We start from the raw sequence: 16722 nt of genomic DNA on the forward strand, positions 1-16722 counted from the left end.
GATATACATTTTATGTCGTTTTATGCCGTTTGGGTTAAACTGACCAAGCTTTGGCGTTATTCTCATACACGATACCGTATTTTCACCATGAATGATTGAATCGGTATGGCCAGGAGGTTCATGAGCAAGATGGAATACATTACCCCTTCAGGCAATGTGGTAAAATCCCTTATCAGCACGGTAACAAATCCACACCCGGCGCCAAATATCCACTTTGCAGTCTGATTGTATGTTGCCGTTATGGGGTCGGTGGCCATAAAAAATGCCCCGAGGATCAATCCACCGCTCAGAAGCTGAAAGAGTGGCGGGGCAACCGACTTACCCAAAATAAATGAGAAGAATACCGAAAAGACAAGTACACTGCCCAGATAAGACACAGGTATCCGCCAGTTTGCAACCCTCATTTTGATTAACCACAAACCAGATAGTATCAACACCAACCGGCATGTTTCACCCAAAGAACCGCTTGCCGTACCCAGTAACAGTGAAAGATACGATGCAACTTCTCCATTGGCCTTGAATGCCGTCAAAGGAGTGGCATGGGTAACGGCATCCAGCCCGTAGCGAAAGGTATGGAGGTCTGGCATACCAACAAAGGGCGTTTGATAACCGGTAACCAAAAGTGCGGGAAAACAAATGGTTAAAAACAAACGGCTGAAAAGGGCTGGATTTACAAGATTATTCCCCACTCCACCCATGATATTTCTAAAAATAATGGCCAGCGCCGCCCCCAAACCTACCAACCAGAGTGGCGCCTGCGGGGGCAAAATGGCCGGGATGAACAGGCAAGAAACAAATCCACCCTCGCTGATATGTTCCTCCCGGGCAACAATAGCCCAGATCACATCCACAACAAATATACCAACAACAAATGAAACGAGCAGTTTGGTTGCCACGCACTGCCAGCCATAAAAATACATGGCCGGTAATACCCATCCGGCTACCAATGCCACCAGCACCGCACCCATAAACCGTTTCACATCGTAATTGTTCCGGATAAAGGGTTGCGTATGCGTCGTTTCCTTAGAACTTCGGAGAAGGCCGTCAAACGCTCCAAAAATGGCGCCAAAGAGAAAATTTACTTTAGGATGGGTATGAATAAAAGATTCCACATTGTCAAGACCCTTATCGAGAATGGGTTCTATCGGTTTGAGTAATTTTTTCATTTTTGTTTATCCAGCGCCTTGCATTCTTTAATGATTTGTAAGAGTTCTAACTTCGACGGACAGATAAAGCTGCACAAGCCGCATTCGATACATTTTCCCAGATTATAAAGGCGCGCCTTATGCTTTTCTCCTCTCATATAACTGTGATAATAAAGTGCGGGCTCTAAATCTACCGGACAAATACCGTCACAAAAATTACAGTAGACGCATCGCCGTAATTCACCAAGCAAGTTTGTGGTCAATACTAATTCATCCGACTTGATCATGGGAAACATTACTTTCCGATTTATCTCCTCTAAGACCACAATATGATTGACAGACCAGTCTATTTTCTGCGACAAGTCGGTTATTTCTTGACCACGTAAGGGACCGTTGATAAACACACGATACTTGCTCATAGCTTTTACTCTGTCCTTCATGATCTTTTCAAGAGATGTCCCCAGTTGCACATTGATAATCTCGTTCTCCTTTAAACACGTACCAGAAACAACTATAAAGCGCGAATTCACGTTCCTTCTCTGAATACAACTTTCATAAATAGCCAAAACTGTTTGGGCATCCAGTATCAATACGCCGAGCGATTTCGTATCCTGACCAAAATGAACATCCATACCCAGAATGGACTTCATCAATAAGACCGGGTCGTCTTGAGGATATTTCGCATACAATGGAAAGACCTGTATCCAATCTTCATTGGATGCAAAACTCTTTATATCTTCAACAACTCTGTCTTCTTTTTCATTTATGGCTAGAGAAAACCTTGCATCCGGGAAATAACTCGTTTTTATTTCTTTTAACATGTTGAGGAACGCGGGAGTTTTATGTTTCAGGATTACCCAGTTGGGTAATGCCCATGGTTCGGTGGGACAGAGATTTACAATAATATGCGCTACCTTTTGGTCAGGGACACGGAATTGAAATGTCTCAGGTATGCCGTCAGAGGAAATCTCATCTATAATATTGCAAAATTTTAGCGGATAAACATCCAGGAGATTTAAACCACCCTTAAAGCCCGTATTTTCTTTTTTTACGAACACGTTTTTCAGCCTTGATAATAAAGGGATAATTTAAATAGCACACAACGCTTCATTATATTTAAAAAGATTCCATAAAATATCAACTAGGATTTAAGATGTCAAGAAAACTTATTTGCATTATGAAAGAGATCTTTACATAGATACGAGGATACGAGCGATTTTGTTGATGGTATGGAGAAATGATGAAAAATTGAATCAAGCCGCTGAGAAAGAGGGAATTATCGTTTTATAGTTGGTATAGTCGGTATGTTTGGTAGGACGTATGCAAAACCCAACATCAACTATTCATGGCATTTAAAATTTGGGTTGGGCTGCGCGACTCTATCTAACATCCATGAGTATGTTTAATTTCTCGCGCTGGTTCAGGATTGCAGCCTGAACCAGGTCATTTGGGACTATCCAAAAACCAGACATAAGGTTGGGAAGAACATAACAGACTGGGTCAAATGAACTTTTTTGCTTCAAAAGTGGGGGAAAAACTAATATTATTGCCATTTTTATTCTCATTTTGCTGTTTAGCGACTAATGTTGGGAAGAAGCCTCACGAAATAGGGTAAAATTACCCATTATCCACGCAAATTACCCAACATAAATCAGCATTGTCCGGTTAAGTTTTTGCGTGGTCATAATTTTTAGCATGTTCTTTGAAATTGTAGTTGCCAAAAGGAGAAAAGTTTAAGTTTCTGGCTTCATTATTTATTTTGATTCTCAACTCTCTGACTCTTTTGATGGAAACTTTTTCTTTGAAATTATTGTGACAGTAAATAGCAAGTAGAAGATAGGTAATTAACCCTGCAAGTATTTGAACCATTAATCCGTGCTGTGATCGTGCGATAAGATGATAGACCTTGAGGTGGCGCTTCCACCAACCAAAGAATATTTCAATATTCCAGCGAAGCTTGTAAAGAGAAGCGATATCTTCAGCAGTAAGGTCATGGCGGTCAGTTGCAACCCAATACTCTTTAGCGTCTATACAATACCCGATAAGGCGAACAGGTTTTTCTGTCTGATTCACCTGGGGTGTTCCAAGCAGGACAAGGGCATCATAAAAGACTATGCTCCCTGGCTTGAGAGGATTGGTTTTTATAACGGATTTATTTGTATTCTCTTTGATACGGCAGACAAAATGCTTTCCTTCTGTCTGCCATAGATCAAAGTCTTTATGGCACTGATAATAACGGTCCATGATTCCCGTCTGACCAGGGGAGAGTATTTTGTTTACGAAAGGGCGTTCGTCACCTTTACCATCGGTAAGGTAAATTTTTGATGGAATAGAATGGTTAAGGTTAAAACCAAGGTGGGTTTTTGCTTTTTTTGCCCCCTTTCGGTAATCTGCCCAATGCATGGAAAGGACTGCGTCAATGAGTGAACCATCAATACTGACGAGTTCCCCCAGATGTTCATATTCCTTGGGGAGCACCTTTGCGGCATCGGCTTGAAGTTTCGTGAAAATAAAGAGGAGTTGTTCGAGGCCTCTGTGGTTGATGGCCTCGAAAAAGCTGCTCTTTTTGATACCATCGGGAGGCGCTATTTCGGTTCTGGCAAAATCATCCTCTTGGAGTTCCTGAAGGAAATCTCTGCCTGAGGAATGTTCTTCGAGATGGTAATAAATAAGTGCTTTGAGTTGTTTTTCGAAATTCATCTGCAACGGCCTGTTTCCTTTTGATTCAAGAGGTGGCACCGAATGAAAAATATTCTGTACAGGAATAAACAGTTCATGAAACGTGGGAATTTTTTGCTGTTTGCAAAACGGATCAATGGTATATGGCATTTTTATAACTCCTTTATGATTAAAGTGTTATAAAAATTTTGCCATTGTTGCCTATTTCGAAAAGTCAAGCAAAAAATACCTCTTTCTAAAAAAATTTATTGTTTTTTATTTTGCGCAAATTTCTAACCGGACAATGCTGAACATAAATCAGAAATAAATGGTAGGCGATGCCTACCCGGCTGTTAGGGAAAATGAGGAAACAAAAGGGTTGTTTAAAGGCCCAACACCTTTTTCAATATAAAAGCCACATTCTCCATAGTATCCGCCTTTACCGTTCCCCATCGTTCTGAAAACCGTTGGATAGAAAGAGATTTCACTTGGTCGCACCGTATAATTGAATTTTGGCGGATACCTCCTTCAGGGGGAGATATGGGGACATGAAGTCTGAACGGTTTATTCTTTCTGAAAGTTGTAATAGGGCAGACAACGATCAATCCCCACGGACTCTTGTTAAGTTCATCAACGGAAACAATGAGGGCAGGGTGCAGGTCTTGTATTTCTGAACCGATGGAAGGGTTGAAATCAACGAGCCAAATTTCGCCCCTTTTTGGCGGCCCTTCGTGTTTCAATGCCGTCTCCTGATGCCTTTTCAAAGGTCTTCCGTGTTTCTATCTCTTCCTTATCGAGAAAAACCATTGATTCCTCTTCAAACCCTTTCCAGAAAGACCTTTCATGCTCATCGACGAGTTTGTCAACCAAATCCGTAATACTGATATGTTCAGCCGCGGAAATCTTTTTAAGTCTTGACTGCGTTGTCTTGCGTACCCTTAGAGTCGTAGTTTCCATAATAATCCTCCATCTATTTGTCTACAAATATATCAATTATACAGAGTTTGTCAATTTTATTAAATTATTTTATCTTGACAATATTTTTTATACGATAGTAAAAAACAGAAAGGATGGGGGTAATTCAACATGAAGATAGAATAGGATAAAGAAGCAGATGCCTTGTATATCCAACTAAAAGAGGAACGTGTACTCGATAATATTGACATCGAAGACGGAGTTACCATTGACATTGATGAAAAAGGGCACATCATTGGCATCGAAATCCTCGATGCAACCAAAAAACTGTCTCGTAAGGATCTCTCAAACATAATTATCGAGAACCTTCCTCTTGAGAAAGTTGAAACTGCTTCGATTAAAAAAAATAAAGCCGTGTGGCTACAATCCATGTAAGGTGGATTCGCTTTCGCTTAATCCACTCTACCCGGCTGCAGAACCACGATCGTGCAGGATCAGAGCTCCGGCACAGTCACCTTTACCGGGCCAAGCGAGGAGTGGGCCATGTCGGGGCCGAAGTAAAAGAGCATCAGTTCTCCGGGCCCTGGAGGCATGTAGTCGAGAAGGACTGAGAAGCCACCGTTGTTATCGGTTTTTGCGGTGCCTTCGTAGGCCTTGCGGTCAGAGGCAACGAGTGCAGCATCGACCGGCTGATTGGCTCTGAAATCACCTTCGAGCCTGCCGAAGACTCGAAATTTCCTCTGTGGTTCGCGGATGAGTTCCTGAAAAACGAGCCGCGATTTAACCCCAGGCGCAACGCCAATCGAAATGCCACCGAACGGGAGGACGGAATCCTCGGTCCGTTGCATGGCGTGGAGGTTGAACCGGTAATCGCACCGTCGCTCACGGGGGCCAGGCCGTATTTTGTTCTCATCGAGCGTGAGCCGGCCGCGCAGCGTGATCTCCTCGTCCGGCGCGAGGACGACATAGCCACGTTCGAGCTCGAGCTTCATCCCGTCAGCGAGGCCGGCTGGGATGAGGTCCACGACGATGGGGCGGTCGAAGTCGTTGTTGACCTTGAACTGGAATTCGACCGGCTCGTATGGGCTGTTGCCGGGGGCTGGAGAAAAGGTGGTCACATTTTCCTGGGCTGAGTTGTTGTTGAGATCAAGCTCACCGTACTGCGAGCTGTGGCTGAAAATCTCAGCGCGCAGACAGGTGTGGCCGCGTCCTTTCGGTGGCCACTCGAACTTGAAATCGCGGAACTGGCCGCCGGGAATGTCCTGCGGCGCGGAGTCCGGAAGCGCGACGAATGTGCCTTTGTCGCCGACGCCCATCGGTTCGTTGACTGACGCACGCACGATCACGCCGGTGGCGTCGAGATTGCCGCGATTGTGGACGCGGACTTTGATGAGGTTCACGACCGAACCTTCCGGGTGCCAGTGGACTTCATCGCCGGTGCCAAGGGGCGGGTCGGAGTTCGGATAATCTTCTGCGCCGTTGCCGGGCCAATCGATCCAGATGTCATGCGTGGCGTATTCCGTCGGCGAGTGCCATGGGCGGATTTCGAGATCGAGGAACTTGCCAGGCCAGCGATCGATCTCAACGGCGAGGGCTTCTGGTTTTCCGGCCATCGGGTTCGGGAGCGATTGAACGACGCGGACGCGGATGCCGTCGTAAGCTGGATAGGTCGTGTTCAAATCAAGCGCGTCGCCGACGTGCATGGCACGTGACTGAAGTGTGGCCGGGGCGACTGCGACACCACCGCCGTGAGGATTGAGCGCGGTGACGGATGAGCGGTACAGCACTTCACTGAAGGGATCGGCGGTATCGGTTACGAGGATGCCGCCTGCCTGGCCGCTCGCGTCAGGCGGCGAAAGGCCGAGGGCGTCATCGGGAAGATTCTGAGACGCAACCGGCGCGGGCTGCCGATTTTCCACATGAATCCAATGATGATCGCTGAGCTTGATGCGCAGGAGCTGGCGGGCCGGATTTCCCGGCGTACCCATGCCGGGATACTCGGTGGTCTTCCATTCGAGCGGCAGCAGTTCGTAGCGGTGCGTCTCGGGCATGCCGTTGACCGGCGGCGGCACTTCGGCAATCGCGGCGGGCGGAATCCAGCGGATTTTCCGCTTGTGCCAGGCATCGACGTGGCTGGCGGGCGGGTGGTCGTCCATGAGGCTCCAGGCGTTGAGATAATCATGCGTTACGTCGAACTTCTGGTTGTAAGTCTTCTTGTGGTAAAGATCGACAAAGCCAAGGACGTGGCCGAGCTCATGCGCCCAGGTCTGCCACGTTCTGTGGCCGGAGCCGACCATTGCGCCGGCTTGTTTCTGCGCGGTGAAAACGTATCCGCCCGCGCCCGGAATACGGACGTTGAAGTAGTTCGACGGTCTGGCGCCGGCGCGTCGGCTGTCAATGCCTGTCCCCTGTTCGACGAAGAGGATGAGATAGGACTCGAAGTTACCCATCTCGTTGTGAAACAGGGCATTGAGATCGTCCTCGTGCGCTAAGTCGATGGGGATGCCAAGTTCAGCCGCACGCGCAGCGAGGAGATTCGAGAGCGCCTCGGAGACGATATTCGCCATATCCCCGCGGACGGTGATCGTGCCATCCTCACGGATCACACCGTCCACACGGACGGGGCCATCGAGGCCGATCGGCGTAAGGCCGATGCCGCCGAGCACACGGATCATGGCATAATCGTTCGAAAACTCTACGCGCAGCCTGAGACCGAGTTTGTCGGGACCTGCATCGAAAGATTCGACCCAGTTGAACTCGGCATTAAGCGCAGGCAGCAGCAGCGCCGCGAGCGTGCCGGGATTTGCTATTGTGCCGGCAGGCAGCGGAATCTGAAACTGGCGAACTTTGGCGTCTTCGTCTTTTGGGTCACCTTTGCCGCGCACCTCAATGTCCACGCGCGCATTTGCTGCAAGCGTTGCCGGGAACACGACCGGCCTCCCAGTAAGCCATGCGGGGACCGGCCCTGAGCCTGGCGTTTCGCGAGGCCCGTCGAGGCCAAGCGCGCCGAGGCTCGCACCATCCTTTACCCGAATGAAGGAACCTTCGCCGGTTTCGAGCTTCTTGAGTTCCAGGTGTACCTCTCCGCCCAAGACCGAGCAGGTAATCCAGTTGGATGGAACGTCTTTCACTGCGTTGACGCTGTTTTGAAAGGCGATCATCAGAGCCGCGGCATTCGGAAACGTGCCCGTCGGCGCGATGAGGATGTCTCTGTTGCGGTTCTTCGCGTCGCGGACGTGGAGCGTGGCGTTTGCGCTGCCATCAAGCGTGAGCGGAAAGGAGCCGGCGAGGCCTCGGGTCGTGAGCGAAGCGGCGACGAAGGTACGATTGAAATAATCGTTGTAAATACCGTTCATCGGCACGATGCGGTCGGGCATCGTCCACTGGATGCTGACGTTTTGATACGAGGTCTCGCGCCAGTACTGGTGCGTCTTCGACTGGTAGTCGGAGAGCTTGGCGTTGCGGTAATTCGTGAGATCGGCGGGCGAGCCGGTAAAGCGATGATCGCGCGTATCGACGATCATCGCAAAGACGCGTAACAGCGGGTCATCTCCGGCATCATAAACTTCCGACTCGGGCGCAAGGACCCGTCGCGACTCTTCCCGACATGGCGCCACATACCACGGATCGAAAATATTCTGATTCTTCGTCGAGCCATGGAATGTGACGGCATCAGTGCCGAGTGTCGGAAGAACTTTTACCGAAGGTGGCGGAGGAGGCTCGCACCCCGCGAGCGCAACCACCAGCAAAACCATCACAACCGCACTGTACCGCCAAGCCTGCGTAAGGTGAACTTTCACAAAATGGTCCTCCATGCAACCAAAGGTTGTAAGTAAAATGATGAAAAAACGCACGCGAAAACGAATGCCTTGATTTTCAATGGCCTCCACAGATTGTCCGAGAATTCAGTGACAATCTCAAACACATACAGTATATTGACTAATATTAATATGATTGGTCAATATATAGTACTACATCTGGTGCTCAAAGCAATTCTCGGACAGTCTGCCAAGGTCAGACCCCAAGATCTCTCACCCAAGTCATTGGGAATGCCAGCTAACCGGTAGCGCCCGCTGGTCTTGTATAGTGATGCTTCTGCAATAAATCCAGGCAGGTTTTTTCCTCCCTTTAATCTCCTAACGGCCGGTTCAACAAGGCGAAAGCACACCCTCTGTCGCAATCGGATGCCGCATTAAGGCATTTCTGACAGGTCGCTCCGAACGGTTCAATTCTGCATGGTGCTTCACATGCACGGTAGATCAAATTACAATAGAGAGAGCACCACAAGAAGTCAACCTCACCTCTTGAGATCCTTGAGTTACCCTTAAAGGGTAACCTGGTGTTTGCGACAGTTGGCCGTTTGCCCTGTGAAATAAGTGACCGGTCAGACACGGGCTGACCAAAGCTGGTGGTCAAATGATAGGTTTGACTTGACCTTTAAAGAGACAATTCAGCAGTGAATCCAGGCATATTCATGGTGTTCATTTCACATCTCCCTTCGATTAGTGACGAAATTCATGAGTCAACCCTGTCAGGGTTAATTATTTTTTCTAAAAACGTCAAAATTATCTTTGGTATATGCTAACAGCCAAGTAGCCGGAATGCAGCGCAGTGTAACCTGTATACAATTTACCGAGAAAAGTGCGCCTGGCCTCTTAGGAATTCGTTCCTTAGTCCTTCTGCATGGGCTCAAAACGCAAGCCAGGGATTACGCACAGCCTCAGGGGTACACCTCTCGAACCAACATACCGATGTCAACTCAAGTTGTTTTGTTATCGGGTTCCACTCCCAGACCTTTTCACAACAAGATCTTAATCCTATACCTCTTATGCTACCCAAAGCGCCAACTGTCCCGCAGTTGCCACATTGTTCCAACATGGGCAAAACATCACCGGTACCTGATCTGCCGAAAACAGCCTTCCCGCCATATATGCCCTTGGTTGGGCCAAGCGATGATTCTGCATTAAATCCAGGTATGTTCATTTCATCCTCCCTAATCACATTTTCAAGTTCAACGGTCATAGTAAGTACCCCAGATGCAGAGAAGAGTCATCCGAGGAGATATTTCCAGGATTCCACTCCATGCCATGCGGGCTACATTCTCACATAGTAAAAGACATCTACTGGATCGTACCAGACGACAATTGGGGGGCGAATCGCGGCCGCTTTCGCTTTGCAGAAGTCATAGGGCTCCGATCCCTTCGCGAACACCTCCTTGTCTTTGCACACACTAGCACATTGACCGGTGACGTCCTCCCCCTTTGCACCGCATCCCTTGCAAGTACATTTGTGGTTCGGGAAATCCTGCCCCGGCGCTGCCAAGTAGATCGCGCTAATCATTTGTGTGGAGGAATTGATTGCATGTTTATCGGTGTGGTAATGCCCGCTCGTCTTGTAGAGCGAGGCCTGTGCGGTAAATCCAGGCATATTCATGGTATTCATTTCACATCTCCTTTCTTGGTTAGCCCGTACGCTCAGATCATAGCCGGGCAGTAAATGAAGATTCATAACATGTGCTCTGGCAGTCATTCATGCACCGGTCAAAAAACCCACCAAACGTCATGCAGACGTGCAAACATGCCCCGTAACAGTCTTGACCGGGAAATCCTATAGGTCCGTACGGGCCAGTCGCTCGACACATTTGCGGGTATACAGTGGTGCTTAACTGTATGGCTTGGAGAGTTCCAGCCATACCGTAAGGCTTGCTTCCTTTGTAGAGCGAAGTCTCAGCGGTAAATCCTGGCATATTCATTTCACACCTCCTATTGTTTTTAAAGTTCAACGGTTATGGCAAATCGCCCGAATGCAGCGAAGCATAATCCGGGGACACCTTTCACGAGCTCCACCTCGTTCCATCCGAGCTACACTCGCTGCCTCAGGCAATGTCCCGACTACATGCTTGCAGGCATGCCCGGTAATTCTCATCGCAAATCAGGCAGTTCCTGGATGGCTTCGGATTCTCCCACGTTCCTTCACAGGTGTCCAAACATGTGGAGTAGGTAGCTTCACAACTACTCTTGCAAACCCAGTAGTCTCCAAGACCGCCAAATACTCCACCACCGCGCGGCCTGGAAAACATACTACCCGCAAGCTGAGAGACAATCTCTTGACTCCAGGTGGTATAGACACGGTTAGCAACAGATTGGTAATGCCCCCTTGTCTTACCGTGCGATACTTCTGCGGTAAATCCTGGAATATTCATGGTGTTCATTTCAAACCTCCTAATCGTTTTCGGTCTAACAGTTACGGCAATTTGCCTGTTGAGGTCATGCGTCAGAAGTTACTTGATAACAAATACCGTCGTAGAAACAAAGGGTATCTACGCGCACGTAACCAGGAACGGTTATCGATGATTTACAGAAACGATGACGATCATCACAAAAGTAATAAGACTTGAAGGCGGAGGGAACTACTTCTCCTCCTTGCTTAAAACCAGTATACACTGCACCTACTTGGTGGTGTGCACTACTCCGATACAACGAAGCTTCTGCTGAAAAGCCTGGAATATTCATGATGTTCATTTCGCATCTCCCTTCACATAATCAGGTTCAACGGTCATAGTACGGCGACAACTTGGTCACCAGGAACGGAAACTCCTCGGTCACATCCACCCTCACAAAAAACTTCTCCGTGAATTCGGTGTTGCGATTCGTGTAAGAGAAGATGACCTCGACGATCTTGCGGGTACTGCTGAGCGGCGATGGACGTACCTCTAACCCGGTCAGCGAAAAATCCCGTGCAAACTCTTCGGCCGCCTTGACATAGATGGCGGGGTAACGCATGGCCATGTAGTTCAATGCCCGGTGATCGTCCGTCGCCCCGGCATTATCCGTCATCTGCAGGATCCTGTCAAAGACCTCCTCGGCTGCCGGTCTAAACGTCTCCGGTTTGGCCTTCTCAGGACATGGAATAGCTTTCATGAGCACATCACGACCGAAGGAATAAATCTGGTCGAACGCAACGATGGGCACCATGAGCCCATTACACATCTCCGGTGGGGCAATAGGTCCCCGCACTCCGATGATGACACAATGTCCATAGGACTCAGCTGAGGTTGGATGGCTTCCACCAGCCGGTCAAAATCCCCTGGATCTCTCGGTTGAAGCAGGTAGGTTTCCAGCCCCTGAATAGTGAACACCCAGCACATCTGGCGCGCGAGGTAGCGGTTCTCGCGCTTAGACAGCGCGTTATGGAATGCCTGCTGGTCGGTTTGTTCTTTGGTCTCCGCGCGCCCTATAGCCTGGGCAAATTCCTTTTCCACCGAAAGGCGCGGGAAGCGCGCCTCGATCCTGCCAATTGCATACACGTAAGAGACGGACACTGAGGCAGCTCCAGAATCACAGGTCGGACAGGGACTCTGTTTGACAGGTGGGGTTGTGACGATCTCTTCCTGGGATGGTGTGATCACGGCCACACCCTGTCCCGTCGTCGTTTGGCTTACCGGTTGTTCTTTTATTTCATTCTGTTCCATGGTTCTCCTCCGTTTGAAATGGTTTCCTGTACTTTGTTTCACCTCGTGCCCCGGCCAGTAAAAACGAGCCAGTGGTTCAGCGCGGCGGCACGACGTTCGCATCCACCGCAGGGTCTGATTCCGAAAGCCGAGGTAACTCGTTTGATGACGTCGCCAAGGCCAATCTCCTCGTCGGCAATAAATCCCGGTAGGCGCACCCGATAGGGCTGATGTTCACCCCGCTCAACTTGATCACCTTTTTCCTCTTTTTCACTCATACCTTCATCTCCTCGTATTCGCTGTCATCAGGAATTGATAAGACCCCCACGCGTTCAACAACGGCGGCACCACCGTCGTTCGCCTGGGTGCATACGCTTGTGTGACGGCAAATTTCACTTGCGCCGCAGTCGCCGCGGGAAACGCTGACCACAACAACGCAATGGCGCCGGTCACAAAAGGGGCGGCGGCACTGGTGCCACCGAGTGTCAAGGGCTGACCCGTCGATCCGAGACTGGTAACGTTCTCACCGGGCGCGCCCAGTCCCCGCCGTCCAATTGAATTTCCCAGGTTCGAGTGATTCATAGGCTTGCGTTGAAGATCATACGCCACCACCGGTATGACCCAGGGGTGGCGGGTAATAGCGGTGCTGCCAAGGGTTCCCTGATTGCCCGCCGCTACAACCACGAGCACCTCGCGCTTAGCGGCATAATCCAAAGCTTCTTCTAATGCGCGCTCGCTTTTGAGGGAGGGTTGGGCGAGAGACGCGCTAACGTTCAGTACTTGAGCACCCGCGTTAATACTGCCGAGAATGGCCTGGGCAAGTTCCTCTGGGGTTGCGCTCGGCATCTCACCGTTGGTCATTTCCGTTTCGGTAAAGATAGGATGCACCAGGAGAGTACAGCCAGGGCAAATCGCTGGAGCCACCGATCCCCGCCTTGCGGTTAGAATCCCAGCTACAAAGGTACCATGCAGACAGGCGCTGCTGCTGGTTTGGGTACAGGTGCTGCTCATTCTTCGTGAGACTTCGCTGATATTTCCGCGGGCTAGATCAGGATGGTCCAGAGCGATGGGTCCATCGATGAGCCCAATTTTCAACTCCCCGCGACCACTTGTGCGTTCCATCAAAGAGGGAAGTTTAACCAATTCCAAAGGGGTCATAGAGGTTCGTTCTTGGCCCATATAACACCCTGACATAAAATACTTAATGTTAATACGTGATTTTTAGGCCACAATCTTTTTGACTCATAAAAATAAAAAAGCCTTACTGCAAAAATGTTCTCTTAAAACATCTTCGGCAGTAAGGCTGTCTTTATATTGCTTTATTGCTACGATAAATTCGTCTTTTGAAACCTACATCCGTGTATGTCTAGAAAAGACCCTTTACTTTGCGCCCCCTGATTACTCAGGGTTTGCCTTTATCGTGATTTTTTTATTACTCTCCTTTTATAAGGAATGGCTGTTGTATACCAAATATCTCTTTTGGATGTCAAGATAAAACTTAAGAAGCAGTACCTCTTCCATTGTTTTTATTCAATTCGTAAATCAGCGGGATTTCCCCACAGTCAGGGAATTTGTGGCATTTGACACATTCTGACCATATCTTGTGAGGAAGGGTTTCTTTTTCTACCCTGCGGAATCCGCATTTCTCAAAGAATTCAGGCACATAGGTAAGGACAAACATCTTCGCAATTTGCAATTTCTTTGCCTCCCGTATGCAGGCCATCGCGAGTTTTTTACCAACACCTTTACGTTGGTGAGATTCCAGCACAGCGACCGATTTTATCTCTGCGAGATCCTTCCAGAAAATATGCAGGGCTGCACAACCAACCAGGTTATCATCCTCTATGAATACAAAAAAATCCCGGATATTTTCATAGAGTTCGCTTAACGAACGAGGCAGCATCACATTTTTTGCTGCAAAGTCGTTAATGAGTTTATAAATCTTTTCTACATCTTCAATGATTGCTTTTCGTAACATGTATTTCTCACACGCCACTATGGCACAAAGACACAAAAGAAAAAATAGTTTTGTTCTTTGCGTCTTGGTGGATTCATGGCAAAAGGCAATTTAAGTTATTCCTTTTAAGGGGGTTGTGTTTTTCCCATGATTATTTTACAATCCCCGATGCCCCCCTTTGTAGGGACACGGAGCACCGTGTCCCTACGGGGATCTTTATGATTCGTACCCTGAGACCCGCTTAAATAAAATGAAAATTCTTTGCAATCAAATTAACCAAGCACATTATATTTTCTTACCCTGAAATCGACTCCCAACTCCCGGGCTATCTTTTTACATTTTTCAACATCAACACCAGGTATTTCGACAATAGAAACCTGTACATTGGGTATCACCTGCTTTGCGTCCTTAATAAACTGAATGAGGGCAGGATATGCCTTTTCCCCAAAAACCGGTTTACAGATCTCTTCATACTTTTCTGCCGTATCAGCATTCAAACTAATGCAAATGGTATCGATCAGGCCTTTTAACTCATTGATAATGGGCCTCCCGTTGATCAGGTCACCATGACCGTTTGTGTCTAATCGAATACGCTTTCCCTTCGATTTCAGGAATCGAGCAACGGCTATCAACACATCCAGTCGTTCCGTAGGTTCACCATAACCACAAAAGACGGCCTCGTCATAACCACCCGGATCTCCAATGGCGTGTATTACCTCTTCTGCAGTCGGTTCTTTCTTTAATCCCAAGTGGTGTCCCTTAACAATAGGATAGGTCTCCCTCATGCAAAAGGTACACACATTTGAACACCGATTTGTGAGATTTATGTATAATGAATTTCGTATGGCGTAAGCAACCTTCCCTTCTTGCTCAGGCTCACCGATTCCAAATAATTTATACGCGTTAAAGGTGGTAATTCGTTTAATATCCTGTACAGACAATCCATAGACATCGGCTAGTACAGGAATAATGAAAGATAGATAGGATGGCTCGTTGCGCTCACCTCTTTTGGGTTGAGGCGACAAGAAAGGGCAATCTGTTTCCAAAAGGAGCCTTTCGACAGGAACTGAGTTGGCAACCTCTCTCAAATTGTTTGCATTTGAAAAGGTAATCGGCCCTGCGAAAGATATGTATAATCCCAACTCTATACATTTCTCTGCTAACTCCTTCGTTCCACTGAAACAATGCACAACCCCTTTTAACATACCATTTTTGTGCTCGTTTAATATTGTTAAGCAATCGTTACCGGCATCACGGCAATGGATGATCACCGGCAAATTGTGGGATTTCGCCAGGGTCAGGTGTTTACGAAAAATACGCTGCTGATCGTCATGGGGGCTGCGATTCCTGTAATAGTCAAGCCCTGTTTCCCCTATTGCTATCACCTTCGGCTCTTTAACCAGGGATTCCAGGGTTTGCCAATCCTGCTCGGAAACCTTTGAGGCATCATGGGGATGGATCCCAATACTGGCATATATATTGTCAAATCGATTAGCTAACGCGATACTTTTCTTGCTCGAAGCAAGACTTGTGCCCACATTAATCATACAACCCACATCGGCTTCCTTTGCGCGAGACAAAACAGATTCCAGGTCTGCTTTATACTCAGGAAAATCGAGATGGGCATGGGTATCGATAATCATACTGAAGCTTTACGTCCCGGAAGCGACCAAATCATTTTTAGTAAAGGCATTTTTAAAAAGTGTTATCGTCGGATGTTTTTTATTTGGCGAGTAAAAGATGGAAACTACGTCAAAGCGCAGGTTTATACCTTCTATCTTCTTTTCTGCAACATACTGCGAGGCGACCTTGATAATTTGCCTCTTTTTGGCTCCTGTAACAGAGAGTTCCGGAGGACCATATTTGTCAGAATAGCGTGTCTTTACCTCAACAAATGCGATGGTTCCATGATCATAACAAACAACATCTATTTCCCCGTTTCTGCGCCAGTAATTTCGCTGCAGTATTTTATATCCCTTTTTTTTCAAAAATTTTACAGCAAGCAGCTCCCCTTTTGTACCGATAGCCCTCTTGTAAGGTAGTTCCTGAATTTTGCGTTTGAACAAATGTATTATCGAAGTAACATATTTAGCATAAAATAGTTGCAATATTCTTTATCCCTAAAACTGCTCGTTTGTTTTTCTGACAAATTTCAAATTCAAATAAAGAAGTGTACGATAAAATTATGCTATTTATCTTGTCCCTGACCTTTGGTGTTTTGTGTTGAGCCACTTTTCGGCGCCACAGTTTCAAATTTTTCCTGCAATCTTGTTCCCTTGCTTGTTCTCTCACGCATATAATAAAGTTTTGCGCGCCTTACTCTACCTGATTTTATGACTTTAATATCAACGATCTTTGGTGAATGAACAGGAAACACCCGCTCAACGCCTTCGCCCTGAACAATTCGTCTTACGGCAAAAGTTTCTTTGAAACCACCCCCATTCTTTGCAATTACCACGCCACTAAAAACCTGTACACGCTCCTTATCGCCCTCAACAATCTTTACTGATACATCCACCTGATCCCCCACAGAAAATTGCGGGGTTGCTTTTTTCATTTGTTCTTTTTCAATAGCATCAATAATATTCATGGTCATC

Annotated in this window: 17 protein-coding genes, 1 pseudogene and 1 riboswitch; of the genes and pseudogenes, 2 read left to right on the forward strand and 16 right to left on the reverse strand. The window is 47.6% G+C overall.

Translation table 11 applies throughout. The annotated features are described in order from the left end of the window. Positions 1-62: 62 nt before the first annotated feature. The 5 genes from E3K36_06045 to E3K36_06065 all read right to left on the reverse strand — a co-directional run bounded on the left by E3K36_06045 (position 63) and on the right by E3K36_06065 (position 4760). On the reverse strand, positions 63-1166 hold the full coding sequence (locus tag E3K36_06045) for an RnfABCDGE type electron transport complex subunit D (GenBank protein ID MCF6154808.1): 1104 nt from the start codon (positions 1164-1166) through the stop codon (positions 63-65). After that, positions 1163-2233 (reverse strand): hypothetical protein, encoded by a 1071-nt coding sequence (locus tag E3K36_06050; GenBank protein ID MCF6154809.1) that lies wholly within the window; start codon positions 2231-2233, stop codon positions 1163-1165. Before E3K36_06050 ends, E3K36_06045 begins: the two co-directional genes overlap by 4 nt. Positions 2234-2810: 577 nt before the next feature. Next, the gene (locus E3K36_06055) at positions 2811-3974 is read right to left on the reverse strand and encodes an IS4 family transposase (protein MCF6154810.1); all 1164 of its coding nucleotides are present in this window, start codon (positions 3972-3974) and stop codon (positions 2811-2813) included. 212 nt (positions 3975-4186) lie between these two features. Continuing rightward, positions 4187-4567 (reverse strand): type II toxin-antitoxin system PemK/MazF family toxin, encoded by a 381-nt coding sequence (locus tag E3K36_06060; GenBank protein MCF6154811.1) that lies wholly within the window; start codon positions 4565-4567, stop codon positions 4187-4189. Then, positions 4497-4760, reverse strand: coding sequence for a hypothetical protein (locus tag E3K36_06065; protein MCF6154812.1), 264 nt, complete (start codon positions 4758-4760; stop codon positions 4497-4499). The genes E3K36_06060 and E3K36_06065 overlap by 71 nt, the downstream gene beginning before the upstream one ends. 162 nt (positions 4761-4922) lie before the next feature. Between E3K36_06065 and E3K36_06070 the strand changes: the two genes are divergently transcribed. Further along, positions 4923-5153: a DUF2283 domain-containing protein gene (locus E3K36_06070; protein MCF6154813.1), complete on the forward strand. Its 231-nt coding sequence runs from the start codon at positions 4923-4925 to the stop codon at positions 5151-5153. A gap of 59 nt (positions 5154-5212) precedes the next feature. On the opposite strand, the gene E3K36_06075 is transcribed toward E3K36_06070, so the two are convergent. Continuing rightward, positions 5213-8608: a hypothetical protein gene (locus E3K36_06075; GenBank protein ID MCF6154814.1), complete on the reverse strand. Its 3396-nt coding sequence runs from the start codon at positions 8606-8608 to the stop codon at positions 5213-5215. A 799-nt stretch (positions 8609-9407) separates the two neighbouring features. After that, entirely contained in the window at positions 9408-9701 is a 294-nt protein-coding gene (locus E3K36_06080; GenBank protein MCF6154815.1) for a hypothetical protein, read from the reverse strand. Between the two features lie 99 nt (positions 9702-9800). On the opposite strand from E3K36_06080, the gene E3K36_06085 reads away from it, so the two are divergent. Continuing rightward, positions 9801-10214: a hypothetical protein gene (locus E3K36_06085; protein MCF6154816.1), complete on the forward strand. Its 414-nt coding sequence runs from the start codon at positions 9801-9803 to the stop codon at positions 10212-10214. On the opposite strand, the gene E3K36_06090 is transcribed toward E3K36_06085, so the two are convergent. From E3K36_06090 to E3K36_06130, 9 genes and pseudogenes are all read right to left on the reverse strand, one after another. Continuing rightward, positions 10198-10470 (reverse strand): hypothetical protein, encoded by a 273-nt coding sequence (locus tag E3K36_06090; protein ID MCF6154817.1) that lies wholly within the window; start codon positions 10468-10470, stop codon positions 10198-10200. The two genes, E3K36_06085 and E3K36_06090, sit on opposite strands and share 17 nt — an antisense overlap. A 123-nt stretch (positions 10471-10593) precedes the next feature. Continuing rightward, positions 10594-10929, reverse strand: coding sequence for a hypothetical protein (locus E3K36_06095; protein ID MCF6154818.1), 336 nt, complete (start codon positions 10927-10929; stop codon positions 10594-10596). A 337-nt stretch (positions 10930-11266) separates the two neighbouring features. After that, positions 11267-11955, reverse strand: a pseudogene (locus E3K36_06100) (hypothetical protein). Positions 11956-12227: 272 nt separating this feature from the next. Next, positions 12228-12446, reverse strand: coding sequence for a hypothetical protein (locus E3K36_06105; GenBank protein MCF6154819.1), 219 nt, complete (start codon positions 12444-12446; stop codon positions 12228-12230). 4 nt (positions 12447-12450) lie between these two features. Continuing rightward, positions 12451-13326, reverse strand: coding sequence for a peptidase S8 (locus E3K36_06110; protein ID MCF6154820.1), 876 nt, complete (start codon positions 13324-13326; stop codon positions 12451-12453). Between the two features lie 132 nt (positions 13327-13458). Further along, a riboswitch (cyclic di-GMP riboswitch) is annotated at positions 13459-13592 on the reverse strand. 74 nt (positions 13593-13666) lie between these two features. Next, positions 13667-14146 (reverse strand): N-acetyltransferase, encoded by a 480-nt coding sequence (locus E3K36_06115; GenBank protein ID MCF6154821.1) that lies wholly within the window; start codon positions 14144-14146, stop codon positions 13667-13669. A gap of 251 nt (positions 14147-14397) precedes the next feature. After that, a complete protein-coding gene (locus E3K36_06120; GenBank protein MCF6154822.1) occupies positions 14398-15768 on the reverse strand; it encodes a YchF/TatD family DNA exonuclease in 1371 nt (456 codons plus the stop codon). A 9-nt stretch (positions 15769-15777) separates the two neighbouring features. Then, positions 15778-16176: a YraN family protein gene (locus E3K36_06125; protein MCF6154823.1), complete on the reverse strand. Its 399-nt coding sequence runs from the start codon at positions 16174-16176 to the stop codon at positions 15778-15780. 137 nt (positions 16177-16313) lie between these two features. Beyond that, positions 16314-16715, reverse strand: a complete 402-nt coding sequence (locus E3K36_06130; protein MCF6154824.1) for a 50S ribosomal protein L19 — start codon at positions 16713-16715, stop codon at positions 16314-16316. Between the last annotated feature and the right edge of the window lie 7 nt (positions 16716-16722).

This window comes from Candidatus Brocadia sp., from assembly GCA_021646415.1.
In the GTDB taxonomy this organism is placed as follows: Bacteria; Planctomycetota; Brocadiia; order Brocadiales; family Brocadiaceae; genus Brocadia.